Annotated in this window: 25 protein-coding genes and 1 riboswitch; of the genes, 13 read left to right on the top strand and 12 right to left on the bottom strand. The window is 65.7% G+C overall.

The genetic code is table 11. The features are described from left to right. Position 1 precedes the first annotated feature (1 nt). The gene (locus tag ACSVDO_RS20885; RefSeq protein ID WP_332547546.1) at positions 2 to 793 is read left to right on the top strand and encodes an SDR family oxidoreductase; all 792 of its coding nucleotides are present in this window, start codon (positions 2 to 4) and stop codon (positions 791 to 793) included. Positions 794 to 941: 148 nt separating this feature from the next. On the opposite strand, the gene rbp (ACSVDO_RS20880) is transcribed toward ACSVDO_RS20885, so the two are convergent. Then, on the bottom strand, positions 942 to 1,517 hold the full coding sequence (gene rbp, locus ACSVDO_RS20880) for an RNA-binding regulator (RefSeq protein WP_489596456.1): 576 nt from the start codon (positions 1,515 to 1,517) through the stop codon (positions 942 to 944). Positions 1,518 to 1,768: 251 nt separating this feature from the next. After that, positions 1,769 to 2,149 (bottom strand): RNA-binding regulator, encoded by a 381-nt coding sequence (gene rbp / locus ACSVDO_RS20875; RefSeq protein ID WP_332547545.1) that lies wholly within the window; start codon positions 2,147 to 2,149, stop codon positions 1,769 to 1,771. A 240-nt stretch (positions 2,150 to 2,389) separates the two neighbouring features. Next, a riboswitch (yybP-ykoY riboswitch) is annotated at positions 2,390 to 2,566 on the top strand. Between the two features lie 41 nt (positions 2,567 to 2,607). On the opposite strand from rbp (ACSVDO_RS20875), the gene ACSVDO_RS20870 reads away from it, so the two are divergent. The 5 genes from ACSVDO_RS20870 to ACSVDO_RS20850 all read left to right on the top strand — a co-directional run bounded on the left by ACSVDO_RS20870 (position 2,608) and on the right by ACSVDO_RS20850 (position 7,756). Beyond that, positions 2,608 to 3,186: a TMEM165/GDT1 family protein gene (locus ACSVDO_RS20870; RefSeq protein ID WP_332539035.1), complete on the top strand. Its 579-nt coding sequence runs from the start codon at positions 2,608 to 2,610 to the stop codon at positions 3,184 to 3,186. A 114-nt stretch (positions 3,187 to 3,300) separates the two neighbouring features. Further along, the gene (metX, locus tag ACSVDO_RS20865) at positions 3,301 to 4,428 is read left to right on the top strand and encodes a homoserine O-succinyltransferase MetX (RefSeq protein WP_332539037.1); all 1,128 of its coding nucleotides are present in this window, start codon (positions 3,301 to 3,303) and stop codon (positions 4,426 to 4,428) included. After that, complete coding sequence (metW, locus tag ACSVDO_RS20860; RefSeq protein WP_332539038.1) at positions 4,425 to 5,009, top strand: methionine biosynthesis protein MetW; 585 nt, start codon at positions 4,425 to 4,427, stop codon at positions 5,007 to 5,009. The genes metX and metW overlap by 4 nt, the downstream gene beginning before the upstream one ends. Positions 5,010 to 5,073: 64 nt before the next feature. Continuing rightward, positions 5,074 to 6,213: a glycerophosphodiester phosphodiesterase gene (locus ACSVDO_RS20855; protein ID WP_332681882.1), complete on the top strand. Its 1,140-nt coding sequence runs from the start codon at positions 5,074 to 5,076 to the stop codon at positions 6,211 to 6,213. A gap of 67 nt (positions 6,214 to 6,280) precedes the next feature. Further along, positions 6,281 to 7,756, top strand: coding sequence for a M20 family metallopeptidase (locus ACSVDO_RS20850; protein WP_489594411.1), 1,476 nt, complete (start codon positions 6,281 to 6,283; stop codon positions 7,754 to 7,756). Between the two features lie 105 nt (positions 7,757 to 7,861). Here ACSVDO_RS20850 and ACSVDO_RS20845 read toward each other — a convergent pair whose 3' ends face one another. Then, positions 7,862 to 8,611 (bottom strand): 16S rRNA (uracil(1498)-N(3))-methyltransferase, encoded by a 750-nt coding sequence (locus ACSVDO_RS20845; protein ID WP_489594409.1) that lies wholly within the window; start codon positions 8,609 to 8,611, stop codon positions 7,862 to 7,864. A 98-nt stretch (positions 8,612 to 8,709) separates the two neighbouring features. Next, positions 8,710 to 9,807, bottom strand: a complete 1,098-nt coding sequence (locus ACSVDO_RS20840) for an aminoglycoside phosphotransferase family protein (protein ID WP_332539044.1) — start codon at positions 9,805 to 9,807, stop codon at positions 8,710 to 8,712. Between the two features lie 181 nt (positions 9,808 to 9,988). Between ACSVDO_RS20840 and ACSVDO_RS20835 the strand changes: the two genes are divergently transcribed. Genes ACSVDO_RS20835 through rsmA form a run of 3 tightly spaced genes read left to right on the top strand, consistent with a single transcriptional unit; the run spans position 9,989 to position 14,493 of the window. Continuing rightward, positions 9,989 to 12,298: an LPS-assembly protein LptD gene (locus ACSVDO_RS20835; protein ID WP_332547552.1), complete on the top strand. Its 2,310-nt coding sequence runs from the start codon at positions 9,989 to 9,991 to the stop codon at positions 12,296 to 12,298. A gap of 14 nt (positions 12,299 to 12,312) precedes the next feature. Then, positions 12,313 to 13,713 carry a peptidylprolyl isomerase gene (locus ACSVDO_RS20830; RefSeq protein WP_442881529.1) on the top strand — a complete coding sequence of 467 codons (1,401 nt, stop codon included), beginning with the start codon at positions 12,313 to 12,315 and terminating at the stop codon, positions 13,711 to 13,713. A gap of 9 nt (positions 13,714 to 13,722) precedes the next feature. Then, positions 13,723 to 14,493, top strand: a complete 771-nt coding sequence (gene rsmA, locus ACSVDO_RS20825; protein ID WP_489594407.1) for a 16S rRNA (adenine(1518)-N(6)/adenine(1519)-N(6))-dimethyltransferase RsmA — start codon at positions 13,723 to 13,725, stop codon at positions 14,491 to 14,493. Between the two features lie 50 nt (positions 14,494 to 14,543). Here rsmA and ACSVDO_RS20820 read toward each other — a convergent pair whose 3' ends face one another. The 3 genes from ACSVDO_RS20820 to ACSVDO_RS20810 form a co-directional block, all read right to left on the bottom strand. Beyond that, the gene (locus tag ACSVDO_RS20820; RefSeq protein ID WP_332539046.1) at positions 14,544 to 14,969 is read right to left on the bottom strand and encodes a barstar family protein; all 426 of its coding nucleotides are present in this window, start codon (positions 14,967 to 14,969) and stop codon (positions 14,544 to 14,546) included. Positions 14,970 to 15,097: 128 nt separating this feature from the next. Next, positions 15,098 to 15,502, bottom strand: a complete 405-nt coding sequence (locus ACSVDO_RS20815; RefSeq protein WP_489594405.1) for a guanyl-specific ribonuclease — start codon at positions 15,500 to 15,502, stop codon at positions 15,098 to 15,100. 144 nt (positions 15,503 to 15,646) lie between these two features. After that, the gene (locus tag ACSVDO_RS20810) at positions 15,647 to 17,959 is read right to left on the bottom strand and encodes an NADP-dependent malic enzyme (protein ID WP_489594404.1); all 2,313 of its coding nucleotides are present in this window, start codon (positions 17,957 to 17,959) and stop codon (positions 15,647 to 15,649) included. Positions 17,960 to 18,343: 384 nt separating this feature from the next. On the opposite strand from ACSVDO_RS20810, the gene ACSVDO_RS20805 reads away from it, so the two are divergent. Both ACSVDO_RS20805 and ACSVDO_RS20800 read left to right on the top strand, forming a co-directional pair. Then, positions 18,344 to 19,375 carry a Bug family tripartite tricarboxylate transporter substrate binding protein gene (locus ACSVDO_RS20805; protein ID WP_489594402.1) on the top strand — a complete coding sequence of 344 codons (1,032 nt, stop codon included), beginning with the start codon at positions 18,344 to 18,346 and terminating at the stop codon, positions 19,373 to 19,375. Between the two features lie 125 nt (positions 19,376 to 19,500). Further along, a complete protein-coding gene (locus ACSVDO_RS20800) occupies positions 19,501 to 19,872 on the top strand; it encodes a hypothetical protein (RefSeq protein ID WP_332536416.1) in 372 nt (123 codons plus the stop codon). Positions 19,873 to 19,959: 87 nt separating this feature from the next. Here ACSVDO_RS20800 and ACSVDO_RS20795 read toward each other — a convergent pair whose 3' ends face one another. After that, positions 19,960 to 20,208: a DUF2061 domain-containing protein gene (locus tag ACSVDO_RS20795; RefSeq protein WP_332536418.1), complete on the bottom strand. Its 249-nt coding sequence runs from the start codon at positions 20,206 to 20,208 to the stop codon at positions 19,960 to 19,962. A gap of 200 nt (positions 20,209 to 20,408) precedes the next feature. On the opposite strand from ACSVDO_RS20795, the gene ACSVDO_RS20790 reads away from it, so the two are divergent. Both ACSVDO_RS20790 and ACSVDO_RS20785 read left to right on the top strand, forming a co-directional pair. After that, positions 20,409 to 20,945: a GNAT family N-acetyltransferase gene (locus ACSVDO_RS20790; RefSeq protein WP_489594399.1), complete on the top strand. Its 537-nt coding sequence runs from the start codon at positions 20,409 to 20,411 to the stop codon at positions 20,943 to 20,945. A 34-nt stretch (positions 20,946 to 20,979) separates the two neighbouring features. Next, positions 20,980 to 21,570 carry an NUDIX hydrolase gene (locus ACSVDO_RS20785; RefSeq protein ID WP_332536422.1) on the top strand — a complete coding sequence of 197 codons (591 nt, stop codon included), beginning with the start codon at positions 20,980 to 20,982 and terminating at the stop codon, positions 21,568 to 21,570. Between the two features lie 60 nt (positions 21,571 to 21,630). Here the strand turns inward: ACSVDO_RS20785 and ACSVDO_RS20780 are convergent, their stop codons facing one another. From ACSVDO_RS20780 to ACSVDO_RS20765, 4 genes are all read right to left on the bottom strand, one after another. Next, positions 21,631 to 22,608: a Bug family tripartite tricarboxylate transporter substrate binding protein gene (locus ACSVDO_RS20780; RefSeq protein WP_489594398.1), complete on the bottom strand. Its 978-nt coding sequence runs from the start codon at positions 22,606 to 22,608 to the stop codon at positions 21,631 to 21,633. A 58-nt stretch (positions 22,609 to 22,666) separates the two neighbouring features. Further along, positions 22,667 to 23,890, bottom strand: coding sequence for a tricarballylate utilization 4Fe-4S protein TcuB (gene tcuB / locus ACSVDO_RS20775; protein WP_489594397.1), 1,224 nt, complete (start codon positions 23,888 to 23,890; stop codon positions 22,667 to 22,669). Positions 23,891 to 23,901: 11 nt separating this feature from the next. Further along, on the bottom strand, positions 23,902 to 25,320 hold the full coding sequence (tcuA, locus tag ACSVDO_RS20770; protein WP_332536427.1) for an FAD-dependent tricarballylate dehydrogenase TcuA: 1,419 nt from the start codon (positions 25,318 to 25,320) through the stop codon (positions 23,902 to 23,904). 88 nt (positions 25,321 to 25,408) lie between these two features. Then, on the bottom strand, positions 25,409 to 26,398 hold the full coding sequence (locus tag ACSVDO_RS20765; protein ID WP_489594394.1) for a LysR family transcriptional regulator: 990 nt from the start codon (positions 26,396 to 26,398) through the stop codon (positions 25,409 to 25,411). Positions 26,399 to 26,454: the final 56 nt, after the last annotated feature.

Genomic DNA, 26,454 nt, shown 5'->3' with positions numbered 1-26,454 from the left:
CATGACCGCGCCCGCGCGTTCCCTGGTCTTCATCACCGGTGCTTCCAGCGGCATAGGCCAGGCCCTCGCGGGACGCTTCTATGCCCAGGGCCATGACCTGGCGCTCGTGGCGCGCAATACCCAGGCGATCCACGACTGGGCCACGGTGGCAGGGCTGGATCCCGCGCGCTATGCGGTCTATGGCGCCGATGTGTCGGTCGAAGCCAGCATTGTCGAGGCCGGCATGCAGTGTCTCGCGCGCCAGGGCCTGCCGCAGGTGGTGGTGGCGAACGCGGGCGTGAGCTGGGGCATAGATTCCGCCGAGCGCGAAGACCTGGGCGTGATGGCCAAGCTGTTCGCGACCAACAACCTGGGCATGGCGGCGACATTTCACCCCTTCATTCGCGCGATGCAGGCCCGGGGCTCGGGCACGCTGGTCGGCGTGGCGAGCGTGGCCGCGATCCGCGGCCTGCCCGGACACGGCGCCTACTGCGCCAGCAAGGCCGCCGTGGTCAGCTATTGCGAGAGCCTGCGCGGCGAACTGCGCGCGCGCGGCGTGCGCGTGGTGACCCTGCTGCCCGGTTATGTCGCCACGCCGCTGACGCGCGATAACCGTTATGGAATGCCGTTTCTGCTCACTGCCGACGACTTCGCCGCGCGTGCTTATCGGGCCATCATGCGGCAAACCAGTTATGCAGTGATTCCCTGGCAGATGGGTATCGTGGCCAAGTTGTTGCGCCTGTTGCCCAATGCCGTGTTTGACCGTTTGTTACAAGGTCGGCAAACCAAACACCGGCACAAAACCGCAGAGTAAGAGAATCTGACGATTTTGTCTTACAGCCACTGGTTGTCAGATGCCGGCATTTTGACCTGCACTGGTGAATACCCGCAACCCACCGCAAACGACATACTTCAGACGTAAAAAAAGGCTTCAAGTGAAGCCTTTTTGTTTTGCGTGCGGATTATTCGCCGTTGTTATTGCCGTAGCCGCCACGTCCGCCGCCGCCGCCGCCGCGCGGACCCGAGCCATAGGGGCTGCGGAAACCGCCGTCATTGCGGCCGCCGGCATAACCGCCGCCGTCACGGCCGCCGCCACCACCGCCGTAGCCGCCGCCATCACGGCCACCGCCGCCATAGCCGCCGCCACCGTCACGACCGCCGCCGTAGCCGCCACCGCCTTCGCGGCCGCCACCATAACCACCGCCGCCACCGCCGCCGTAGCCACCACCGCCGCCACCGCCATAGCCGCCACCGCCGCCGCCATAGCCACCGCTGCGCGGTGGGCGTGGCTCCATCGGGCGCGCTTCATTGACGACAATGCTGCGGCCGCCGAGTGCTTGTCCGTTCATGCCCTGGATTGCTGCCTGCGCTTCAGAATCGCTGCCCATTTCCACGAACCCAAACCCCTTGGAGCGACCCGTGTCGCGCTCCATCATTACCTTGGCATTCGTCACTGAACCATACTGGCTGAATGCCTGCTCAAGGTCGTTGTCACGCACTCCATAAGGGAGATTGCCAACATACAGCTTGTTGCCCATTAAAGACTCCTCAAACTCCTCAAGTAACACAATTGCTGTGGTGCTCACATGTTGCCAGCGATCCATGAAAGAAAACCTGCGCACGCATTGCAAATCACCTGCACTGATATCGGGGACACCGATCACAAATTATGAGGGAAAAGAAACACAAAAAAAAAGCCGGCGAAAGACGTATTTGCATGAAAAAGACGAAAAAAAAGGGCCAGAGGCCCTTTTTTGACATTGGGTTAATGAAAACCCTGAGTCAGTGCTTAGTAGCCGCCACGGCCGCCGCCGAAGCCGCCACCGCCGCCACCGCTACGGCCGCCGCCGAAGCCGCCACCGCCATTGCCGCCGCCGAAGCCGCCGCCGCCGAAGCCGCCACCGCTACGGGGAGGGCGGGGTTCCATAGGACGGGCTTCGTTGACCACGAGGTCACGGCCGCCTTGGTTTTGGCCGTGCAGGCCTTGGATTGCTGCTTGTGCTTCAGCATCGTTGCTCATTTCGACGAAGCCGAAGCCCTTCGAACGGCCGGTGTCACGTTCCATCATGACCTTGGCGCTGTTGACATTGCCGAATTCGCTGAAAGCTTGCTCGAGATCGCCGTCACGGAAAGAGTACGGCAGGTTGCCGACGTAAAGTTTGTTGCCCATGGAGGACTCCTGAAAAAACACTTGAAAACGCGATGGAGCCCTATGCAGTCAACTACCTGACAACTTTAGAGACCGAAACGCACCTGCCTACTACTCATTGCTTTGCGGAAAGGCTTGGACATTATGAGCTATATATACCCGTACAAAATGCTCTGATTTGAAATTTCGGTGTGGCTACAACACTTTTTGGGTCGGTATTTACCCGGAATTCCACGCGAAACAGCCGTCTTGTCTACAATCGCCGCTGTCATTGGGGAGTAGCCCGTTCGGTGTGCAACGCACCGAAGGCATGCATCAACAAACTTGGGTTCTCACAACCTATGGTGCATGCGGTTGCTGGGTCCGTTCCGCGGATTTCAGACTGGGCGAGACCATTGGCTGGGTGCCGATCCACATGGCCGGAGTCGGTGCGCAGCCAATGCGTTCGCGTCGTCCGGCCTGTTGATTAGAAAAACCCCATGGAAGCCTTTTTTGTCTCTACCGCCATCGTTGCCATCGCCGAAATGGGCGACAAGACGCAGCTGCTGGCGCTGGTTCTCGCCGCCCGTTTTCGCAAGCCCTGGCCCATCGTGCTCGGCATCCTCGCCGCCACACTCGCCAACCATGCGCTGGCCGGCGCCGTCGGCGCCTGGGTCACGACGCTGATCGGCCCGCAGGTGCTGCGCTGGGTGCTGGGCGGCTGCTTCATCGCGATGGCGGTCTGGATGCTGATTCCCGACAAGCTCGACGAAGACGAGACCGCCACTGTTTCTCGCTGGGGCGTGTTCGGCACCACGCTGATCGCGTTCTTCCTCGCCGAAATGGGCGACAAGACGCAGATCGCCACCGTGGTGCTCGCGGCCAAGTACAACGCCTACCTGTGGGTGGTTGCGGGAACGACGCTGGGCATGATGCTCGCCAACGCGCCCGTGGTCTGGCTGGGCGAGCGCATCACGCGCCTGGTGCCGCTGCGCATCGTGCATCTGGTGTCGGCCGGAATTTTCCTGGTGCTGGGCTTGCTCGCCTTGTGGGCCCCAGGCGTAGCCGTTTTGGCATAATGGGCGCTTCACGCGCCGATTTGCCAATGCTTGCGGGCGCTTTATAAATCCAGCTAAAGACCCGTCCGACGACATCTCGACCCGGCCTCGTTTTTAGCGATGCCGGGTTTTTTCATGTCCTTCATCGCCACTCCTTCGTCCATGCATTTCGAGGATGCCCTGCCCCTGCAGGGCGGCGCCTCGATACACCATTACGACCTCGCCTACGAAACCTACGGCGAGCTCAACGCCGAGCGCTCGAACGCGGTGCTGGTGTGCCATGCGCTCAATGCCTCGCACCATGTGGCCGGCGTCTATGCCGACCAGCCCAAGAGCGAAGGCTGGTGGGACAACATGATAGGCCCGGGCAAGCCGGTCGACACCAACCGCTTCTTCGTGATCGGCGTCAACAACCTCGGCTCGTGCTTCGGCTCGACCGGCCCCATGCACGAGAACCCCGACACCGGCCGCGTCTATGGCGCCGATTTTCCCGTGGTCACCGTGGAGGACTGGGTCGATGCCCAGGCGCGGCTGCTCGACCGGCTGGGGATTTCGCGGCTCGCGGCCGTGCTCGGCGGCAGCCTGGGCGGCATGCAGGCGCTGTGCTGGTCGCTGCGCTACCCCGAGCGCCTGGCGCACGCGGTGGTGGTCGCCAGCGCGCCCAACCTCAACGCCGAGAACATCGCGTTCAATGAAGTCGCGCGCCGCGCCATCGTGACTGACCCCGACTTCCACGGCGGCAATTTCTACGACCACGGCGTGGTGCCGCGCCGCGGCCTGCGCATCGCGCGCATGATCGGCCACATCACGTATCTCAGCGACGACGTGATGAACCAGAAGTTCGGCCGCCAGCTGCGCGACGGCCTGGAGCTCAAGTACAGCACCCAGGACATCGAGTTCGAGATCGAAAGCTATCTGCGCTACCAGGGCGACAAGTTCAGCGACTATTTCGACGCCAACACCTACCTGCTGATCACGCGCGCGCTCGACTACTTCGACCCGGCGCGCGCCCATGCGGGCAACCTCACGCGGGCGCTCGCGGCCAGCCAGGCCAAGTACCTGCTGGTGAGCTTCACCACCGACTGGCGCTTCGCGCCCGCGCGCAGCCGCGAAATCGTCAAGTCGCTGCTCGAGAACCAGCGCCGCGTGAGCTACGCCGAAATCGACGCACCCCATGGTCACGATGCCTTCCTGCTTGATGACCCGCGCTATCTGGGCGTCATGCGCTCTTATTTTGAAAGCATTGCAAAGGAGATCGCATGACCGAAAAATCGACCATGGAGGCGATTGCCCGCCTCGTGCCCGAAGGTGCGCGCGTGCTGGATCTGGGCTGTGGCGACGGCGGCTTGCTGTCCTATCTGCAGCGCGAGCGCGGCTGCAGCGGCTACGGCGTGGAGCTCGATGACGCCAACGTGCTGGCCTGCGTGCGCCGCGGCGTCGACGTGCTGCAGCTCAACCTCGAGGACGGTCTGGCGATGTTCGGCGACAACAGCTTCGACGTGGTGCTGCAGATCGACACGCTGCAGCATCTGCGCAATGCCGAGATCATGCTGCGCGAGACCGCGCGCATAGGCCGCCTGGGCATAGTCGCCTTCCCCAACTTCGCGCACTGGCCCAACCGTCTGTCGGTGCTGCGCGGGCGCATGCCGGTCACGCGCCGCCTGCCGTACCAGTGGTACGACACGCCCAATATCCGCGTCGGCACGTTCAAGGACTTCGAAGTGCTGGCACACAAGAACCGGCTGCAGGTGCGCGACGCTTTCGGTCTGCAGGGCGGCGAGACGGTGCGCTTTCTGCCCAATCTGCGCGCCGGCACGGCCGTGTTCTGCCTGGAGCACAGCTGAGCGCAAACCTGTAGCATGGGCCGGCGCAGGCATGGTGCTCGCGCGCCCTGACGAAAGGTGATCCATGGATTTGCTGCGGTCGAGCAAGAAAACGGTGTTTGCGCTGGCGTGGCTGGCGCTTGCGGGGGCTGCCCAGGCCCAGACGGCGGCGAGCTGGCCGCCCCAGCCCGCGCTGATTGCCCACCGCGGCGCGTCGGCGCTGCGCCCCGAGCACACGCTGGCGGCCTATCAGAAGGCCATCGATGATGGCGCCGACCTGATCGAAGCCGATCTGGTGATCACGCGCGACGGCGTGCTGGTGTCGCGCCACGAGAACGCGATCGCCATCCTCAAGACCGATGGCTCGCTGCAGGAAGCGACCACCGATGTCGCCGATCGGCCCGAGTTTGCCGCGCGCCGCACGACCAAGACCATAGACGGCAAGGCCATCACCGGCTGGTTCGTGGAAGACTTCACGCTGGCCGAACTCAAGACGCTGCGCGCGCGCGAACGCATTCCCCAGCTGCGCCCGGCCAGCGCGGCCTACGATGGCCAGTTCGAAGTGCCCACGCTGGAAGAAATGATTGCGCTGGCGCGCACGCAAAGCGCACGCACGGGGCGCACCATAGGCCTGTACATCGAGACCAAGCACCCGAGCTACTTTCAGTCCATAGGCCAGCCGCTGGAAAAGCCGCTGCTCGAAGTGCTGGCCAGGCATGATTTGAACCGCGCCGATGCGCCGGTGTTCATCCAGTCGTTCGAAGTCGACAACCTGCGCGCGCTGCATGTGCTCACGCCCGTGCGCCTGGTGCAGCTGCTGACGCCCAACGGCAGCCCGTTCGACCAGGCGCGCGCGGGTCAGCCGCGCACCACTTACGCCAAGATGGCCACGCCCGCGGGCCTGGCCGAGATCGCGACCTATGCCCAGGGCGTGGGTCCGAGCAAGACCATGGTGATTCCCGTGGTCGATGGCGGCCATGGTCAGCCGACGTCGTTCGTGCAGCACGCACATGCCGCAGGCCTGGTGGTGCATGTCTGGACGCTGCGTCCCGAAAACGCCTTCCTGCCGGCCCAGCTCAAGAGCGCGCCGGCCGCCAACGCCGCCCAGCGCGGCGATGCGCGCGCCGACATGGACGCCTTTCTGCGCACCGGCATCGACGGCGTGTTCACCGATGACCCGGCAATTGGCCGCGCCGCCATCAGTGCAATGCAGCGCCAGCCTTGAGCCGCAGTCTGCAGGACAATAGAAGATCGCCGCGGCCCTCCGTGGCATCGACGAAGGAGCTTTAGCCATGAATGCACGCATCCCCGCCACCGCCCTCGATCCGGCCCTCGCACTGGAGCGCGTCAGCGCCCAGTGGGACCGCGACATCGTCGGGCAGCTGTCCGAGTACATCGCGATTCCCGCGAAGTCGCCGATGTTCGCGCCCGACTGGGAGCAGCAGGGCTATCTGGACACCGTGCTGCGCAATGCGGCCGTCTGGGTCGAGGCGCAGAAGGTCGCGGGCCTGACGCTCGAGATCGTGCGCCTGCCGGGCCGCACGCCCGTGCTGTTCTTCGAAGTCGCGGCGACCCAGGCGCAGTCGCAGGGCCAGGGCACGGTGCTGATGTACGGCCACCTCGACAAGCAGCCCGAATTCGAAGGCTGGCGCAGCGATCTGGGCCCGTGGACGCCCAAGTATGAGGACGGCAAGCTCTATGGCCGCGGCGGCGCCGACGACGGCTATGCGGTCTACGCCAGCATCGCCGCGGTGCAGGAGCTCAAGCGCCAGAACGTGGCGCATCCGCGCATCTGCGGGCTGATCGAGACCTGCGAGGAAAGCGGCTCGCGCGACCTGCTGCCCTATGTGGACGCGCTGCGGGCGCGCATGGGCGAAGTTGCGCTGGTGATCTGCCTGGACAGCGGCGCGGGCAACTACGACCAGCTGTGGCTCACGACCAGCCTGCGCGGCATGGCCACGGGCACGCTCAAGGTCGAGATTCTGACCGAGGGCATCCACTCGGGCGATGCCTCGGGCGCCGTGCCGTCGTCGTTTCGCATCATGCGCCAGGTGCTCGACCGCCTCGAAGACAGCGCCACGGGCCGGCTGCTGCCCGCGAGCTTCCACTGCGAAGTGCCTGCCGACCGGCTGGCCCAGGCGCGCGCCACGGCGGCCATCCTGGGCGAGGAAGTCACCAAGCGCTTCCCCTGGGCGCATTACGACTGCGGCGGTGCAACCACCTTCGCGCTGCCGACCACGTCCGATCCCGTCGAGTCGCTGCTCAAGCGCACCTGGGAGCCCACGCTCAGCGTGACCGGCGCCGAAGGTTTTCCCACGTTGCAGAACGCGGGCAATGTGCTGCGCCCCTACACCGCGTTCAAGCTGAGCCTGCGCCTGCCGCCGCTGGTCGACGCTGCGTCCTGCGTGCAGGAAATGAAGGCCTTGCTCGAGGACAACGCGCCCTACAAGGCCAAGGTGACCTGGCAAGGCCTGAGCTCGGCCAGCGGCTGGAACGCTCCGGCCATGGACCCCTGGTTCGAGCAGGCACTGCAAAGCGCGAGCCAGGCGCATTTCGGCGCGGCCTGCGGCTATGTGGGCCAGGGCGGAACGATTCCGCTGATGAACATGCTGAGCCAGGGCTTTCCCAAGGCGCAGATGATGGTCTGCGGCGTGCTGGGCCCCAAGAGCAATGCGCATGGACCCAACGAGTTCCTGCATGTACCGTATGCCAAGAAGATCACCGCGGCGGTGGCGCAGGTGATTGCGAGCCTTCCCGCGGCGGGGTAGTCAGCGTAGATTGCGTCGGGGCAGGCCGTTCATGGTTCGTCGACGGGTTTAGAAGAGCGCGAGAACCGTTCGCACTGAGCCTGTCGAAGTGTGAACGCCCCAGCTTCAATCCAAAGTCAACGTCGCCAGCGCCGCCAGGGGCGCGGTTTCGGCGCGCAGCACGCGCGCGCCCAGGGTGACGGGCGCAAAGCCGTTGGCGCGCGCCAGTGCTTCTTCCTGGGGGCTCAGGCCGCCTTCGGGGCCTGACAGGAAGACCACGGATTTGTTCGCCGGCGCATGCTGCTCGGCCGCGGCCCGCAGCGGCTGCGTGCCTTCGCCCAGCGACAGCAGCAGGCGCGCTGGCGCGTCCACGGTGGAGGTGTCTTTCAGCCAGCCCGCTAGGTCGGTGGCCGGGTGAATCACCAGCACCCGGTTGCGCCCGCATTGCTCGCTGGCAGCGACGGCCACGGCCTGCCAATGGGCGCGTTTCTTGTCGCCGCGCTCGCCCTTGAGCTTGAGCACGCTGCGCTCGGCAAGCAGCGGCGTGATGCTGGTGGCGCCGAGCTCGGTGGCTTTCTCGACCAGCCAGTCCATGCGCTCGTTGGCCGTGATGCCGGCCAGCAGATGCACTTCGCGCGCGGTCTCGCGCTCGAGCGCGCGGTGCGCACCGACCTGTACCTCCACGTCGCTGCGGCCCATGCGCAGCACGGTGGCGTCGAATTCTCCGCCCGTGAAGCCGTCGCCGGCCTGGCCTTCAAACAGGGTGATGCTGTCGCCGGGCTGCAGGCGCAGCACCTGCACATGGCGCGCGGCACCCGCGGGCAACTCAAGCGTATCGCCGGTGCGCAGCGGAAGAGGGCAGTGAAAACGGGGCATGGGCGATCAAAAAATGGGAAAACAGGCAAAAAACGGGCGCCAGGCACCCGCTTTTATGTGTGGAACGGCAATAGCAGCAAGCAAATGCTGCCATCGGCTTACATCCTTCCGTACGCGTAGCCCTCTACGGCCTGGATGTTCTCGATCTCGTCGATCACCTTGAGCAGCGGGCCCAGCTGGCGGTAGCGGTCGGCGGTGGCGCGGATGTAATGAATGAAACGCGGCGTGTCGGCCAGGTACTTGGGCTTGCCGTCGCGCAGCGTCAGGCGCGCGAAGATGCCGGCCACCTTGAAATGGCGCTGCAGGCCCATCCACTCGACGGCGCGGTAGAACTCGCCGAAGTCATCGCCCCAGCCCGTGGCGCTGGTCGCGCCCACGAGGCCGGCCTTGCGCGCCTTTTCCCAGTAGCGCACGCAGATGTCGATGAGGAAATCCTCTTCCCAACTGATGAACGCGTCGCGCAGCAGGCTCGCGATGTCATAGGTGACGGGGCCGTAGACCGCGTCCTGGAAGTCGAGCACGCCCAGCGGGCCGCCCGCGGTTTGCGGCAGCATCAGGTTGCGCGTCATGAAGTCGCGGTGCACGTAGACGCTGGGCACGGACAGGTTCTGCGCGACGATGGCGTCGAAGGCCTTGGACAGCGTTTCCTGCTGCTTGCCGGCGAGTGTCACGCCCTTGTGCTTGGCCAGATACCAGTCGGGGAACAGCGCCAGTTCGCGGCGCAGCAGGGCTTCGTCATAGACGGGCAGCACGCCGGGGCGCGAGGCCAGTTGCCAGGTCAGCAGCGTGTCCGTGGCCTGGCGGTACCATGCTTCGGCGTCGCGCGGCGCGGCCGGGTCCAGGCGTTCGATCAAGGTCTGCGAGCCCAGGTCGCTCAGCAGCATGAAGCCCTGGGCCTGGTCCCAGGCCAGAATGTCGGGCACCTTGAGACCGGCGTCGGCGAGCAGCGCCTGTACTTTGACGAAAGGCGCGCAGTCTTCCTTGTCGGGCGGCGCGTCCATCACGATCAGGCTGGCGCCGCCGGCGCAGTCCAGTCGCAGATAACGGCGAAAGCTCGCATCGGCCGACGCGGGACGCAGGCTTTCAGGCTGGAGCTGATGCAAACTGACAAGAGGGGCGAGCCAGGCCGCAAAAGCGGCTTGGCGTTCGGCATTGGGCCATTCAACGCTGGCAATGGGGGAGATGGGGTGGCTCATGGATAATCGGATTCTACAAACTCGCCTGCTTGCCCGCGTGCAGGCATTGGCCCCTCAGCTTTCCACCTTTTCGCCCACCGTGCCTTCTCGCCAGCAATCCATAGCCGTGCCCACGTCCTGCCCGCTGCCCCGGCGGCAGCTGTCGTCTGGCCTGCCGGCCGTCCGCCCCCTGGTGTGGTGGATGGCCCTGGCCTGGGCCGGCCTGCCCACGCTGGCCCAGGCCCAGGCCGACCCTGCAGACCCGCTGCCCGCGCCGGTGCTGCGCTCCACCCCGATGCTGCAGGAGCGGATTCCCGAAGCCGCGCGGCCGTTGCAGCCGGTATATGTGCGCGGCGACTCGATTGCGGGCCAGGCCGACGTGCGCGCCGTGATCGATGGCCATGCCGAACTGCGCCGCAGCGACACGATTGTCCGTGCCAACCGCATGGAATACACGGTCGCCGATGACCGGCTGCAGGCCGAAGGCCAGGTGCACATCAACCGTGCGGGCAATGTCTTCGACGGCAACCGGCTCGATCTGGAAGTCGACGCCTTCCGCGGCAACTTCACGGATGCGAACTACCGTTTCCTGGCCACGCAGGCGCATGGCGACGCGTCCCAGGTGGAGTTCCTGGACCGCGAGCGTTCCATCGTCTACAACGCCACCTACACCACCTGCCAGCGCGACAACGAGGCCAGCTGGCAACCCGACTGGATGCTCAAGGCCGACTCCATCCATCTGGATCAGGGCGAGCAGGTCGGCTATGCGCGTGGCGCCAAGCTGCAGTTCAAGGGCGTCACGGTGCTGCCGATTCCGGTGGTGAGCTTTCCGCTGTCGGACCAGCGCAAGTCGGGCCTGCTGCCGCTTACCATAGGTCTGGACAACGTCAGCGGCTTTGAATACACCCAGCCCTACTACTGGAATCTCGCGCCCAACCGCGACGCGACGCTGTCGAGCACGCTGATGACCAAGCGCGGTGTGAACCTGGGCGCCGAGTTCCGCTACCTCGAGCCCACCTACCAGGGCAAGGTGCGCCTCGATTACATGCCGGGCGACCGGCTGCGCGACCGCGACCGCTGGGCCTATAAGCTGCAGCACCAGGGCCAGATTGCCTCGCCCTGGGGCGGGCTCGGTTTGAACCTGAACCTCAACCGCGTGAGCGACAACAATTACTGGCGCGACTTCACGCGGCGCGACACCGACCGGACGCTCAATTCCCGCCTGCTGCCCAGCGACGCCATCCTGAGCTGGGGCGGACAGGACACGTCGCTGATGCTGCGCACGCTCAAATGGCAGACGCTGCAGGACGTGGCCTCGCCGATCATGCCGCCCTATGACCGCATGCCGCAGCTGCAATGGCGCTATACGCCGCTGAACCTGGGCGGCGGCCTGGACCTGACGGTCGAGGCCGATACCACGCGCTTCGAAGCCGATCCCCTGCTGACCCGCCAGGTCAACGCCCAGCGCAGTTATCTGATGGCTGAACTCAGCCGTCCGTTCCTTTCGCCGGGCGCGTTCTTCACGCCCAAGCTCAAGCTGCACGCGACGCAGTACCAGTTCGACAATCCGCTGAGCAACGGCATGACATCGTCCGGGCGTACCCTGCCCACGGTGAGCCTGGACAGCGGCCTGATATTCGAGCGCGAGACCGCATTGTTCGGGCGCAGCCTGCTGCAGACGCTGGAGCCGCGCGCCTTCTATACCTATACGCCGTACCGCGCCCAGAACATGCTGCCGGTGTACGACACCGCGCTCAACGACTTCAACCTGGCGACGATCTACAGCGACAACAGCTACAGCGGACATGACCGTCTCGCGGACAACAACCTGCTGACCCTGGGTCTGACCACGCGTTTCATCGATGCCGACACCGGCGCCGAGTCCGCGCGCTTCGGCGTGGCCCAGCGCGTGCGCTTTTCCGACCAGCGCGTGACCCTGCCGGGCGAAGTGCCGGCGACCGACCGGCTGTCCGACATCCTGTTCGGCGCGTCCGTCAACTGGACGCCCCAGTGGGCGCTCGACGCGGCCGTGCAATACAACCGCGAGACCGGCCACTCGGAACGCACGACCGTGGGCGCGCGCTACAGCCCGGGCAACTACCGCACGATCAGCGCGGCCTACCGCCTGCAGCGCGGCACCAGCGAGCAGGTCGACGTGGGCTGGCAATGGCCCATACGTAACCCTTGGGCGACCGAGGACAAAGGCCGCGACGGCGGGCGCTGGTACTCTGTGGGCCGGTTGAATTACAGTCTGCAGGATCGCAAGCTCGTCGATACCGTGGTGGGCTTCGAATATGACAGCTGCTGCTGGGTCGGCCGGGTCGTGCTCGAGCGCCTGCAAAGCAGTGTGACCACCTCGAATACCCGGTTGCTGTTCCAGGTCGAGTTCGTCGGCTTCTCGCGCTTGAGCCTGGGTGCCAACCCCTTGCAGAGCTTGAAGGACAATATCCCTCGCTACCAGGCCTTGCGTCAGACCACCGCCACGCCCAGCCGCTTCAGCAATTACGATTAAACAAAGCACAGCTCATGCGTCTTTCTTCCTTGACCCCTCGCACCTTTGCCATCGGCCTCGTGTGCCTGGCCACTTTTGCCGCCGTGGGCGTGCAGGCCCAGGGCCTGCGTCTGTCCGGCGGGCCGGCCGCTTCCCTGTCAAAGGCGCTGGACGGCAGCGCCCGCGCCGTTCCGGGCAATACCGGCGTGCGTTCGGCGGACTTCATCGTGGCCGTGGTCAATTCCGAGCCCGTGACCAATTCCGAAGTGCGTGAGCGCATGGCGCGCGTGGCCCAGTCCATCGCGGCCCAGGGTGGGCAGCTGCCGCCCGAGAACGTGCTGGCGCGTGAAGTGCTCGAGCGCCTGATTCTCGAGAAGGCGCAGCTGCAGACCGCGCGCGAGCAAGGCATCAAGGTCGATGACTACGCGCTCGACCAGGCCGCGCAGAACGTCGCGCGCCAGAACAGCCTGTCGCTCGAACAGATGATGTCGCGGCTCGCGGCCGACGGCATCAGTGCCAAGCGTTTTCGCGAGGAATTGCGCAACCAGCTGCTGCTGCAGCGCCTGCGCGAGCGTGAAGTCGATGGCCGGGTGCGCGTGAGCGAACTCGACATCGACCAGTATCTGAAGGAGCAGCGTGCGAGCGGCGACACCTCCAACATGACGCTGAACCTGGGCCATGTGTTCATTGCCGTGCCCGAGAACGCTTCGCCCGCCGTCATCGCCCAGCGCGAGGCGCGTGCGCGCGAAGCGCTCGAGAAGCTCAACGCGGGCCAGGACTTCGCTGCCGTGGTGCGCGAATATTCCGACGCCCCCGAGGCCAAGGAAGGCGGCGTGCTGGGCCTGCGCCCCGCGGATCGCTATCCCGAGCTGTTCACGCGCGCCGTGGCATCCTCGCCCAAGAACTCCGTGGTCGGTCCTGTGCGCTCGGGTGCGGGCTTCCACTTGCTCAAGGTGATAGACCGTTCGCAGCAGGGCATGGCCACCGTGGTCACGCAGAACCATGCGCGCCACATTCTGCTGCGCCCATCCGACCAGCTCAACGAAGGCCAGGCGGCCGAACGTCTGGCCGATTACCGCCGCCGCGTGCAGGCGGGCCAGGCGCGTTTCGAAGATCTGGCGCGCGAATATTCGCAGGATGGCAGCGCCAAGCAAGGCGGCGATCTCGGCTGGGCCGGTCCTGGCGCCTTCGTGCCTGAATTCGAGGAAGTGCTGAACCAGCTCAAGCCGGGCGAAGTCAGTGCGCCGGTGGTGTCGCGCTTCGGCGTGCACCTGATCCAGCTGATCGACCGCCGCCAGGCGACACTGACGCCGCGCGAGCAGCGCGACGCGCTGCGCAACATCGTGCGTGAACAGAAGCTGGACAAGGCCTATGCCACCTGGGTCCAGGAAGTCCGCGGTCGCGCCTACGTCGAGTACCGCGATCCCCCGCAATAAGGTTTAGGTTTGAAACACATTCCCCGTAAACGCTTCGGTCAGAATTTCCTGACCGATGGCGGCATCATCGATGCCATTGTCGACGCGATCGATCCCAAAGCCGGCGATCCCATGGTCGAGATCGGTCCCGGCCTGATGGCCCTGACCCAGCCGCTGGTCGAGCGCCTGGGCCGCATCACCGTGATCGAGCTGGACCGCGACCTGGCGTTCCGCCTGCGTCTGCACCAGCAGCTCGATGTGATCGAGTCCGATGTGCTCAAGGTCGATTTCGCCGCCGTGGCGCAGAAGCTGCAGACGCAGAAGCTGCGCGTGGTCGGCAACCTGCCCTACAACATCTCCACGCCCATCCTGTTCCATCTGCTCGAGTATGTGGAACTGATCCAGGACCAGCATTTCATGCTGCAGAAGGAAGTCATAGACCGCATGGTGGGCAAGCCTTCGACCGCGGCCTACGGCCGTCTGTCGGTGCTGCTGCAATGGCGCTATGAGATGCAGGAAGTGCTGTTCGTGCCGCCCGAGAGCTTCGATCCGCCGCCCAAGGTCAACAGCGCCGTGGTGCGCATGGTGCCGCGCGCCGCGCCCGCGCCGGTCAACAAGCGTCTGCTCGAAGAGATGGTGCAGGTGGCCTTCAGTCAGCGCCGCAAGCTGCTGCGCCATACGCTGGGTCGCTGGCTCGAAGAGAAGGCCTATGCGGGCGACTTCGACGTCAAGCGCCGCGCCGAGGAGGTGTCCGTGGACGAATACGTGGCGCTGGCCGCGCACGTAGGCCGCGCCGGATAACACACAAAAGCCCCGCGAGGGGCTTTTTCACGGTTGCATCGCTGGCGCGATCAGAGGAACGAGTAGAAGCAGCGGAACGAGACCTTGCGCTCGGCCCAGTAGTCAGCCGCATCGCGGAAGCTGTCGAGCAGTTGCTCGCGCACTTCCTTGTCGAACTTGGTGGTGGTCGGAATCTGATCGAGCACCAGGATGAAGCCGGGTTGCGGCCCGGCCTTGTGCAGTGGGTCGGTCAGGCAGTCGTAGAGTGCGTCGAAGTTCTTGCCGAAGTGGGCCGGAAACATGAACTGGGTGGCGATCAGATCCAGAATGTCCTGCTTGGTCTGGGCATGGGCCAGATTGGCATACAGGAAATGGTTGCCCAGAACCCTCGCCGCATCCTGCAGGTCCTGCACGCGATAGGCGCGGATGGACTGCACGATGTTCTGGCGCACATTGCGCAATGGGAGGTCAGGGTTCTTACGAAGTGGCGTTTCCATCTCCGTGGTTCTTTCTTTGACTAGGCTGTCCACAGGGGCGGCAAACAAGCTGTCGCCCGGTTGCGAAAAATAAGAGGGGCCATCAAGGCACCCTTCGCGGCCAACGGCGGCGGGTGTCGGTTGCGGCTTCATTCGATGATGTAGTAAAAACTGGCGTAATGGTCGCGGGTGTAATAACAGGCATCGGGCGTCTGGGGCGGACCGCCGCAGACGATGCGCCGTGCGCCGCGGTCTTGCGAGCGCGGCGTCTTGACGGTGTATTCCCGGTAATAGCCCCTTTTGCGGCTGGGCAGGATGCGTTCGCGATTGCCAAAGACGCTGCCGTCCTTGGCATGGGGGAAAGGCCCGCCTGCGCGGATCAGCCCATGCGTCGCTCGCCCTTGTGGAGGCAATTCGGACAGCGCAATGGTGGACAGGTCAGGAGACGGCTCGGCGCCGCGCGCTGAAGCCATCAGTGGCGCAACGGCACAGGCTGTCCCTAAAACGATCGCAAAACCGGTCTGCAAACAACGGGCGGCGACAGCCTTCAGCATCAAAAACACCTTTCAGAAACTCAGGTTATGCCTGAAATTTCGACCTGCTAGTGTGCCGCATCACCCCCCAAAAAGCAAGCGCCTGCCCAAATTTTGGGCAGGCGCTTACATTTCCGACAGGCCGCGTCCGACCTGGAAGATGGCTTAACGGGCGGCGTTGGCGTCGGCCACCGTGAGGGCCGTCATGTTGACCAGGCGGCGCACCGTGGCGCTTGGCGTGAGCACATGCACCGGCTGGGCCGCGCCAAGCAGCACCGGGCCGATGGCGATGCCGCCACCCGCCGCGGTCTTGAGCAGGTTGTAGGAAATGTTGGCCGCGTCGATGTTGGGCAGCACCAACAGGTTGGCGTCGCCGACCAACGTGCTGTGGGGCATCAGCGCCGCGCGCGCCTTGCCGTTGAGCGCGACGTCGCCATGCATTTCGCCGTCGACCTCGAGCCATGGGGCCTGTACGCGCAGCAGCTCCAGCGTGGCGCGCATCTTGAGCGCGGTGGGCTGGTCGCTGGAGCCGAAGTTCGAATGGCTCAGCAGCGCGCACTTGGGCTTGATGCCGAAGCGCATCATTTCCTCGGCGGCCATGATGGTGATCTCGCACAGCTGCTCGGCCGTGGGGTCGTAGTTCACATGGGTGTCGACCAGGAACACCTGGCGGTCGGGCAGCAGCAGGCCGTTCATGCAGGCAAAGGTCTGCACGCCGGCGCGCTTGCCCAGCACCTGATCGATGTAGTTCAGATGGTGCGTGACCTGGCCCCAGGTGCCGCAGATCAGGCCGTCGACTTCACCCTTGTGCAGCAGCATGGCGCCGATCAGCGACAGGCGGCGGCGCATTTCGATCTTGGCGATGGGCGCGGTGATGCCCTTGCGCTCGGTCATGCGGTGGTAGGTCTGCCAGAAGTCGCGGTAGCGGTGGTCGTCCTCGACGTTGACCACGTCGTAGTCGCGACCCTGCTCCAGGCGCAGGCCGAATTTCACGATGCGCTGGGCGATGATGGCCGGACGGCCGATCAGCGTGGGGCGCGCGACTCGCTCGTCGACCACGATCTGCGCGGCGCGCAGCACGCGCTCTTCCTCGCCTTCTGCATAGGCCACGCGCTTGCGCGTGGCATTCTTGGCCGCGGTGAAGATCGGCTTCATCGTCGTGCCCGACGCATAGACGAACGTCTGCAGGTGCTCGCGGTAGGCATCCATGTCCTGGATGGGACGCTGGGCCACGCCCGAATCGGCCGCGGCCTGGGCCACGGCCGGCGCGATCTTCATCATCAGGCGCGGGTCGAAAGGCTTGGGAATCAGGTATTCAGGGCCGAAGACCAGCGGCTCGCCCGCATAGGCTGCCGCGACTTCCTCGCTCTGTTCAGCCTGTGCGAGGTCGGCGATCGCGTGCACTGCCGCGATTTCCATTTCGAGCGTGATGGTCGTCGCGCCGCAGTCGAGCGCGCCGCGGAAGATGTACGGGAAGCACAGGACGTTGTTGACCTGGTTCGGGTAATCGGTGCGTCCGGTGGCCATGATGACGTCATCGCGCACAGACTTGACGTCTTCTGGCGTGATTTCCGGATTGGGGTTGGCCAGCGCAAAGATCACGGGACGCGTGGCCATGGTGGCAACCATTTCCGGCTTGAGCACTCCGCCAGCCGAAAGGCCGAGGAACACATCCGCGCCGACCATGACCTCGGCGAGCTTGCGCTTGTCGGTATCACGCGCGAATTGCGCCTTGTCTTCGTCCATCAGTTCGAGGCGGCCCGTGTAGACCACGCCGGCGAGGTCGGTCACGAACACGTTCTCGCGGCGCAGGCCGACCTTGAGCAGCAGGTTCAGGCAGGCGAGCGCCGCGGCGCCCGCGCCCGAGGCGACCAGCGTCACTTCCTCGATCTTCTTGTTGGCGACCTTGAGCGCATTGATCATGGCCGCGGCCACGGTGATCGCCGTGCCGTGCTGGTCGTCATGGAAGACCGGGATCTTCATGCGCTTGCGCAGTTCGCGTTCGACATAGAAGCACTCGGGGGCCTTGATGTCCTCCAGGTTGATCGCGCCGAACGTGGGTTCGAGCGCGGCGATCACTTCGACGAGCTTCTGCGGGTCCTTTTCATCGATCTCGATGTCGAAGACATCGACACCGGCGAACTTCTTGAACAGCACGCCCTTGCCTTCCATGACCGGCTTGGAGGCCAGCGCACCGATGTCGCCCAGGCCCAGCACGGCCGTGCCATTGGAGATCACGCCGACCAGATTGCCCCGGCTGGTGTATTTGAACGCGGCGTTCGGGTCCTTGACGATTTCCTCGCAGGGCGCGGCCACGCCGGGAGAGTAGGCCAGGGCAAGATCGTGCTGATTGGCCATGGGCTTGGTCGCCGCAATGGCCACTTTGCCGGGCTTGGGAAACTCGTGGTACTCCAGCGCTGCGCGGCGCAGCAGGGCACGTTTGTCGATGGGGGTAGGGGGGACCGTATTGTCGGACATCAAGCGTCTCCAGCTCGAGAGTGAATCCAATCCGCAGTGCAGGCTTAGGCAGGCCTGACGGATCGCTTTTATGAGAGTGGCCCACGCCATCGGGCCTGCGTTGCCGTACCTGCGTACAGGCCGCTGAGGCAACAGTTGCCCGACCTGCCCGGTTGCATGGATCACTCCGTATATGCCTCATTGTAGGCTCAGCGCTATCAAAAACGGAACACGGTCGGCCGGCGCCACAAGGTCAAATGCCGACTGTCGGCAACTGGACAGAGAGGGTGCACCAAGCTGGGGCAAAACCATGCGCGACATGCACTGCTCCATGCATTTTTGTATGGATCAAACCGCGTTATGCTCCTGGTCGGTAATAACGCTAACCCGCATTAAGAGGAATTCATGTCGCTGCCCACTTCCCGCCTTTCTTCCGCTCCCGCCACCACCCGCCGCGCGACCCTGCGCATGGTGCTGGGCGGTGCCGTGACCGCCGCCGCGTTGGTCGGTACCTGGGCGCAGGCAGCGAGCCCCACGGGCTATCCGACCAAGCCCATACGCCTGGTCGTGCCGTACTCGGCGGGCGGCTCCACCGACATCCTGGGCCGCCTGCTGGCGCAGAAGATGGGCGAGAACATGAATGCGAACGTGGTGGTCGAGAACAAACCCGGCGCCAACGGCACGCTGGGCTGCGACCAGGTCGCCAAGGCGCCTGCCGACGGCTACACCATCGTGCTCGGCGATGTGGGCTGCATGGCCATGGCGCCCGGCCTCTACACCAAGCTGCCCTACGACCCATTGAAGGACTTCACGGCCGTGAGCCTGGTCGCGCGCAGCCCGCTGGTGCTGACCGTGGGCGCGCAAAGCCCGTTCAAGTCCATGGCCGAACTGACGGCCGCGGCGCGCGCCAATCCCGGCAAGCTCAACTACCCTTCGTCGGGCACGGGCGGCCCCAACCATCTGGGCGCCGAGCTGTATGCGATGCAGGCCAAGGTCAAGATCAGCCATATCCCCTACAAGGGCAGCGCACCTTCCGTGGTGTCCCTGGTCGCGGGTGAGACCGACTTCGGCTTCCTGACCGCGGTGACCATCGATTCCCAGCTCAAGGCCGGCAAGCTGCGCGCGCTGGCCGTGGCGCACAACGAGCGCCTGGCGTCGTTGCCCGACGTGCCGACCATGGACGAACAAGGCCTCAAGGGCTTCCAGGCCGATGCCTGGTTCCTCGCCGCCGTGCCCGCTGGAACGCCCCAGCCCATCGTCGACCGCCTGTACGCCGAGATCGCCAAGGCCCTGCCGGATCCCGTGGTCAAGGCCAAGCTCGACGCCATGGGCGTGCTGCCGTCGGCGCTCAAGCCCGCCGCATCCGCCGACTTCCTCAAGGTCGAAGTCGCCAAGTGGCGCGCGGTGATCAAGAACGCCAACATCACGCTGGACTGAACGGCAGGCGCGGCGGCCGGGGCATTTGTCCTGCAGACCGCGCCGCCGTTTGCAGACATGATGGGAGCCTGGCCTGCGGGCGGTGGATGACGCGCCGCAGGCGCTGTTCAATGGAGGAACCTGTAATGCGCTCTCATTTCCTTGCTCTTGCCGCCTGCATTGCTGCAGCGGCGCTGGTCGGTTGCAGCCCGCAGTCCGGTGCAACCTCTGCCAGCCACCCCATGGCGCAGCTGCCCGCGTTCGACCAGCCGCTGCCACGCGCGCCCCTGCTTGCCGATTCCAATCCCCAGCCCACGCCGCACTATCCGGTACGCATCGCCGCCGCGCAATCGCTGCCGGCGGCTGTGCCCGTGCCGCCGCGCGCGGTGATCGCTCCGGAAGGCGCCAAGGACGACGGCCAGGCCGATGGCGGTTCCAGCCCGGCCGCAGGCTATGCGAGCGGCATCACCGACGCGCGCGGCGACGGCAGCAAGCACGAGCTCGACGGCAAGAAGTGATCTAGGCGACGCTCGCCCAGGCCGCGAGACATTGCGTGGCCCAGGCAGCGAAGCCCGATGAGGTTGCGCGCGTTCCAAGCCTGGCGTTCATTGCGCCGCTCCCAGCGCAGGCTGCAAGGCCTTGCGCGCCTGGGCGCGGTTCCAGGCCTTTTCGTGGAAGAAGTACGCAACGGCTTGCACCGTGGGCTCGAGCAGGCTCAGCGTCAGCGAAGCCCAGAAGTTGCGCGTGACCGCATAGGCCACGCAGGCCGCGACTGCAATATGGATCAGGTAGTAGCTGCCGGTCTTCAACAGCGTCGGTTGGTGGGCGTGGAACAGGTTGAGAAGACGGGTCATGCGGATTCCTTGGCGATGAATTGAATCAAATGATATTCATTCTCAATTGAGTCGTCCAATTGATTGCCTGCAACGGCGTCATAGCCACGCCGCATGATCGATCTGCATGGCACTGCAGGTTTGCGGCGCCGCGCGGATAATGGCGGGATTTGCCCCGTTTTCGGGGTTTTTGCCCCTTGAATACAGTTGCTTGTGAACCGATGCCGGCTTTGAACGAACTTTTGCCTTGCCGGGTGCGGCCGCTGCAGTCTGGCGACCTGGGTGCGCTGATGGCGATCCAGTACGCCTGCTACGGCGTTGGCTACGCCGAAAGCGAAAGCGTTTATGCGCGTCGGCTCGCCAGTCCCGCCCAGTGTTCCCTGGTGGTCGAGCGCGGCGGGGAGTTGCTGGCCTATCTAGCGGCCTACTGGTCGCTGGCTGGCAAGGTCACGCCCCTGCATGGCGACTTCGACCGCTGCGCCACGCCCGACGTGCTGTATCTGCACGACATGGCGGTGCACCCCGACCATGCCGGCCAGCGCCTGGCCGACCGTCTGCTGGCGCCGCTGTGGGCGCTGGCGCGCGAGCGCGGCATACGGCAGTCGTCGCTGGTGTCGGTGCAGGGCACGCAGGATTACTGGCGCCGCCACGGCTACCGCCCGCAGGCGCTGCAGGAGCAGGGCCAATTGCAGCGGCTGGCAAGCTATGGCGCAGACGCTGTCTATATGCAACGGGTGTTTGTTGCGGATCACACATAGTCCGTACACGGCGAGTCTGGCGATAATGCTGGATATGCCTGATCGCTGGAAACCCAATGTCACCGTGTCCGCCATCATCGAAAGAGATGGACGCTTCCTATTGGTCGAAGAAGAGACGGCCGACGGGCTGAAACTCAATGTCCCTGCGGGGCATCTCGATCCTGCCGAATCCCCCATCGATGCCTGCGCGCGCGAAGTGTTGGAAGAAACCGCCTTCAGCTTCACGCCCACGGCGCTGGTGGGCATCTACATGAACCGCTTCACGCGCACGCGCACCGGTGCCGACATCACCTATGTGCGCTTTGCGTTCACCGGCGAGCTCGGCACCCACCATCCCGAGCGCCCGCTTGACGATGGCGTGCTGCGCACGGTCTGGATGACGCTGGCCGAACTCGAGTCGAGCGCGGCGCGGCATCGCAGCCCGGTGGTGCTGCAGTCGGTGAAGGACTATCTCGCGGGCCAGCGCTTCGACCTGTCGCTGCTGCATGTGGACGCCAGCGTCTATGAGGTGCCGGGGCCGACCAGCCGCAGCCCCTCCGGCCGCGGCCCCGACACGCGCTCCGGCGGCCGGCGCCCCGCGGGCCTGCTGCCCGCGGACCAGTTGCCCGGCGATCCCAGCCTTTGAAGCCTGGAGAGCGGCCTGTGGATAAGTTATCCACAGCGCTTGCCGGCGACGCTCCCGGTTTCAGTTCATCGTGAGCTTGCGTTCGCGCACCACCTTGCCCCATTGCTCGTATTCCTTCTGCATGAAGGCCGCGAGTTCCTTGCGCGTGGTCGGCTGGGGCGTGAGGCCGTGCGCCTGCAGGGCTTTTTTGACTTCGTCGTCGCCCAGCACCTTGACGATTTCGCGGTTCCAGCGGTCCAGGATGGCCGTAGGCGTCTTTGCCGGGCCGACAAACGCATACCAGTTGAGCGCTTCAAAGCCCGGGTAGCCGGCTTCGGCCACGGTGGGAATGTTGGGCATGTAGGCCGGACGCGTGAGCCCGGTCGTGGCCAGGGGAATCAGCTTGCCGGTTTCCACATGGGGCAGGGCCGTGGGCGGGGCCGCAAAGTAGCTGGTCACGCGCTCGCCCAGGAGATCCTGCAGCGCGGGCGCGCCGCCCTTGTAGGGCACATGCACCATTTCGACGCCCGCGCGCTGGTTGAACAGCTCGCCCGCGAGATGCGAGGCCGAGGCCGCGCCCGAGGACGCATAGTCGACGCTGCCCGGGCTTTTCCTGGCCAGTGCAACGAACTCCTTGAGCGTCTTCACGCCCGCGCCCTTGTGCACCACCAGCACGTTGGGGAAGTTCACGCCGCCCGAAATCGGCGCCAGGTCCTTGAACGGGTCGTAGTTGAGCTTCATCAGGTGCGGCGCGATGGTCAGCGGGCCGACCGAGCCGAACAGGATCACCGAGCCGTCGGCCGCGGCATTCGCGACCTGGCCATGGGCGATGTTGCCGCCCGCGCCGCCCTTGTTTTCCACCACCACCGACTGGCCTATGTTCTCGCCGAGCTTCTTGGCGATCAGGCGCGCGGCCGCGTCGGCGGCGCCGCCGGCCGCAAAGCCCACGACCAGGGTGACGGCCTTCTTGGGCGGGAAGTCCTGGGCCTGGGAAAGGCCGCCAAAGGCCAGTGCCGAGGAGGCAAGCATGGCGGTATGAAGAAGCGTGCGACGTTGCATGTGGGGAGTCTCGTAGTCGTTATTGTGGAAATACACAGGAAGGGCCGGGCCGGGACCTTCAGTCCGCGCCCAGTCCTATGGGGTTGGGCTGGCGTTTTTCGGTGTTGTGGCGCAGCAGCGCCGCAGTGCGGAACACGCCGTGCGCGAACTTGCCGTAGGGCAGCGTGGCGAACAGCGCCATCACCGCGCCCAGGTGCAGGCACAGCAGCAGCGCCAGAGCAGGCGTGCCGCGTCCCAGCCACAGCGCCAGTCCGCTGGCGCTGACGACAAACAGCAGCGCGATGAAGCCCAGGTCCATGGGTTTTTGCCGAGCATCGCCATGCTGGGGATGGCGCTTGAAGTTCAGCCGCCACAGGCCGGCCGTTCCCAGCATCAGGCTCAGGCCGCCGACCGCGCCCAGGATCTTGGGCAGGCTGGGCAGGTCGTAGGGCGCGGCCCAGCCGAACACATAGTGGTAGACCGTGGCCAGGCTGGTCGCGGCAAAGCACAGCATGAAGCCGTAGAACGTCAGGTGGTGGCAGCGGCGGCGCTGCTGGGTGTAGGCGTCGTCTTCGTTGTTGCAGCCCTGGCCGTGGCCGCCGTCGAGGTATTTGAGGCGCAGCACGTCCGAGGTCGCCTCGGCGGCCGCGGCGCTGCCGACATCGGCACCGCCGGTCGCGGGCTTGACCTCTTTCCAGAAGCGGCGCACGCCCATGAACAGCGCGAACACCACGAACAGGAACACCGGCGCGAACATGCCCACCAGCAGGTTGTGCGGGAACAGGCGGTAGAAGTTGCCGCCCAGATCGGCGCCCCACAGCGCGGCCAGGCCATTGCCCTGCAGCACCACGGCCAGCACCAGGAACAGCGTCAGCGCCGCGACCAGGGCCAGCGACAGCGTCAGGCCGTTGCGCTGGTAGAGGCTGCCCAGCGCGGGTGGCCAGGCGTAGTCGGCATAGGTCTTGCCGCGCACCTCGGCCATGGCCTTGGGGATGTTGACCGCGAACTCGTGCGGCGGCGCGTACTGGCAGGCGTGCAGGCAGGCGCCGCAGTTGTGGCACAGGTTGGCGAGGTAGTGCACGTCGGCCGTGCCGAATTCGAGCCGGCGCGTCATCGCCGGAAACACCGCGCAAAAGCCTTCGCAGTAGCGGCAGGCATTGCAGATCTGCAGCGCGCGCGCGACTTCTGCTTCGGCGGAGATCACCTGGATGGGAATGACCTTGGCGGGCGACTTGGCGGCGGTCACGGGCAGGCCGTTGGCCAGCGCCTTGGCGTCCTCGGTCAGGGATTGCAGGGTTTGCATGGGGCGGATTCCTAATCTTTGACGGCGCCAGCGACGGCTGGCTGGCCTTGTGCGGCCAGGGCCGCGTTGCGTCCGGCGATGCGGCCGAAGGCCGTGCCTATGGACATGCCCACGCCGGCCGTGTAGCCCTTGCCCAGCACGTTGCCGGCCATCATTTCGCCGGCGACAAACAGGTTGCTGCTGGGCCGGCCCGCGAAGCGCACGGCCGTGGTGTCGTCGACCTTGAGCCCCAGGTAGGTAAAGGTCACGCCCGGGCGCAGCGCGTAGCCGTAGAACGGCGCGGTGTCTATGGGCCTGGCCCAGTGGGTCTTGGCGGGCGCGACGCCGTCGGTGTGGCAGTCGTCGAGCGCCGTGTGGTCGAACCGGCCGACGCGGCAGGCCGCGTTGTATGCGTCCAGCGTGCGCGTGAAGGTCGCGGGGTCCAGACCCAGCTTCTCGGCGAGTTCGGGCAGGCTGTTGGCGGTGATGCCTGGGAACACCGGCGGCATGAAGCGGCCTATGGCCTTGGCGTCGATGATCGAGTACGCGACCTGGCCCGGCTGCTGGGCGACGAGCCGGCCCCAGATCGCATAGCGCTTGGGCCAGAAATCCTCGCCTTCGTCGTAGAAGCGCTCGGCGTCGCGGTTGACGACCACGCCCAGCGAGACGCAGTCGATGCGCGTGCAGATGCCGCCGTCATACAGCGGCGCGCGCGCGTCGATCGCCACCATGTGGGCCTGGGTAGGGTCGCCGATGCGGTCGGCCTGGTGCTCGTCGAGCAGGTGGCGCAGCAGCACGCCCTTGTTGTAGGCCGTGCCGCGTATCAGGAAGTTGTCCGAAGGCCATTCGCCGCGCGCATTCTGGCCCCAGGCCTCGCGCAGCCATTCGCGGTTGGACTCGAAGCCGCCGGCCGCGAGCACGCAGCTCTTGGCGGTGATGCGCTGGCCATTGCACCAGGCGGCGACAAAGCGGCCGTTGTCTATCTCCAGCCGGTCCACGGGCGACTCGTAGCGGATCTCCACGCCCAGCGCCTCGGCGCTGCGGAAGTAGGCGTTGACCAGGGCCTTGCCGCCGCCCATGAAGAAAGCGTTGGTGCGCGCGACATGCAGCGCGCCCGACAGCGGCGGCTGGAAATGCACGCCATGGCGGCGCATCCAGTCGCGGCAGGTGGAGGAGGCGCGTATCACCAGGCGCGCGAGGTGTTCGTCGGTGATGCCGCCCGTGACCTTGAGCAGGTCCTGCCAGAACTCTTCCTCGGGGTAGGCTTCAACGAGCACGTCCTGCGGCGCGTCGTGCATGCAGCGCAGGTTGCGCGTGTGGGCGGAGTTGCCGCCGCGCCATTCGCGGGGTGCGGACTCCAGCAGCAGCACGCGCGCACCTGCTTCGCGCGCCATCAGGGCGGCGCAAAGGGCGGCGTTGCCACCACCGATGACCAGAACATCGGTGTCCATGGGAATTCTCCTTGCAGTCTCTCTCGTGGGGAGCTCAACTGTAGGAATCAACCCGGCCCCGGTGCAGGGGGCTCAGTGCATGGGGGTATCAGTTATCGTGATGGATGGGCGAGGTACCGCTCCAGGCGCCCGACTGCACGAGTTCGCGCACGCAGTCGACCAGCACCACGCGCGCCGCCAGCGCGGCCGGCGACAGCTCGTCCTCGGACAGGCTGCACAGCAGGTTGGTGCGCTGCGCGTCCTTGTCGGTGATCAGTGCCGACTCGAAACGCTGGGCCGCGTCCTCGAAACGACCCATGGCCGCCCAGGGCTGCAGCGAAGAACCCAGGCCTGCGTCGACAGCCGCCATCACCATCGACAGCGAATCGACCTCGAGCACCACATGCGGCGTGAAGCGCGCCTGGGCGAACGCGGTGTCGAGCGTGCTGCGCAGGCCGTGCTGGCCCGTGGGCAGAATCAGGGGCTCGAGCGCGAGATCGGCCAGCGCCATGGACGCGGGCAGAACGCCGATCTGCGGGTGGCGGCGCGAGCGTATCAGGAACAGCCTCTCCTCGATCAGCGGATGCACCTGCCAGCGCCTGCCGCCCGGGCGCGACTGGCCCGACCCGGCCGGGCCGGCCTCGCTGCCGTGCAGGCGCGAATCGAACAGCACGGCCATGTCGAGCGCGCGCGCATTGAGCATTTCGGCCAGATGGCCCGACATGCTTTCGACCATGTGCAGGCGCACGTCGGGGTAGCGCGTGCGCATGGCCTGCATCAGCGGCAGCGCGAGGATGGTGGCCGTGGTCGGCGCCAGTCCCATGCTCACCGACCCAGACAGCCGCGACTGCTGGGCGCTGCGCACGGCCTGGTCGGCGTGGCGCAGCGCGAGCTGGGCTTCGCGAAAGAACGCGACACCGGCCTCGGTGGGCACGACGCCGCGCGGCGTGCGCTGCAGCAGGCGCACGGCGAGCTCGCTCTCGAGCCGCGTGATCTGCTGGCTCAGCGCCGACTGCACGACGTCGAGCTCGCGCGCCGCGCGGCTCATAGAGCCCATTTCCACGATGCGCACAAAGTAGCGCAGCTGCCGCAATTCCATTGCTTGTCCTGTATTTGTCCCCACCACACCGTTGCGGGTGGCGCGCTGGGATAATC

This window comes from Comamonas sp. DB36, assembly GCF_057914905.1.
The sequence above is the reverse complement of the archived record's forward strand: the minus strand, read 5'-3'. Positions and strand labels throughout refer to the sequence as shown.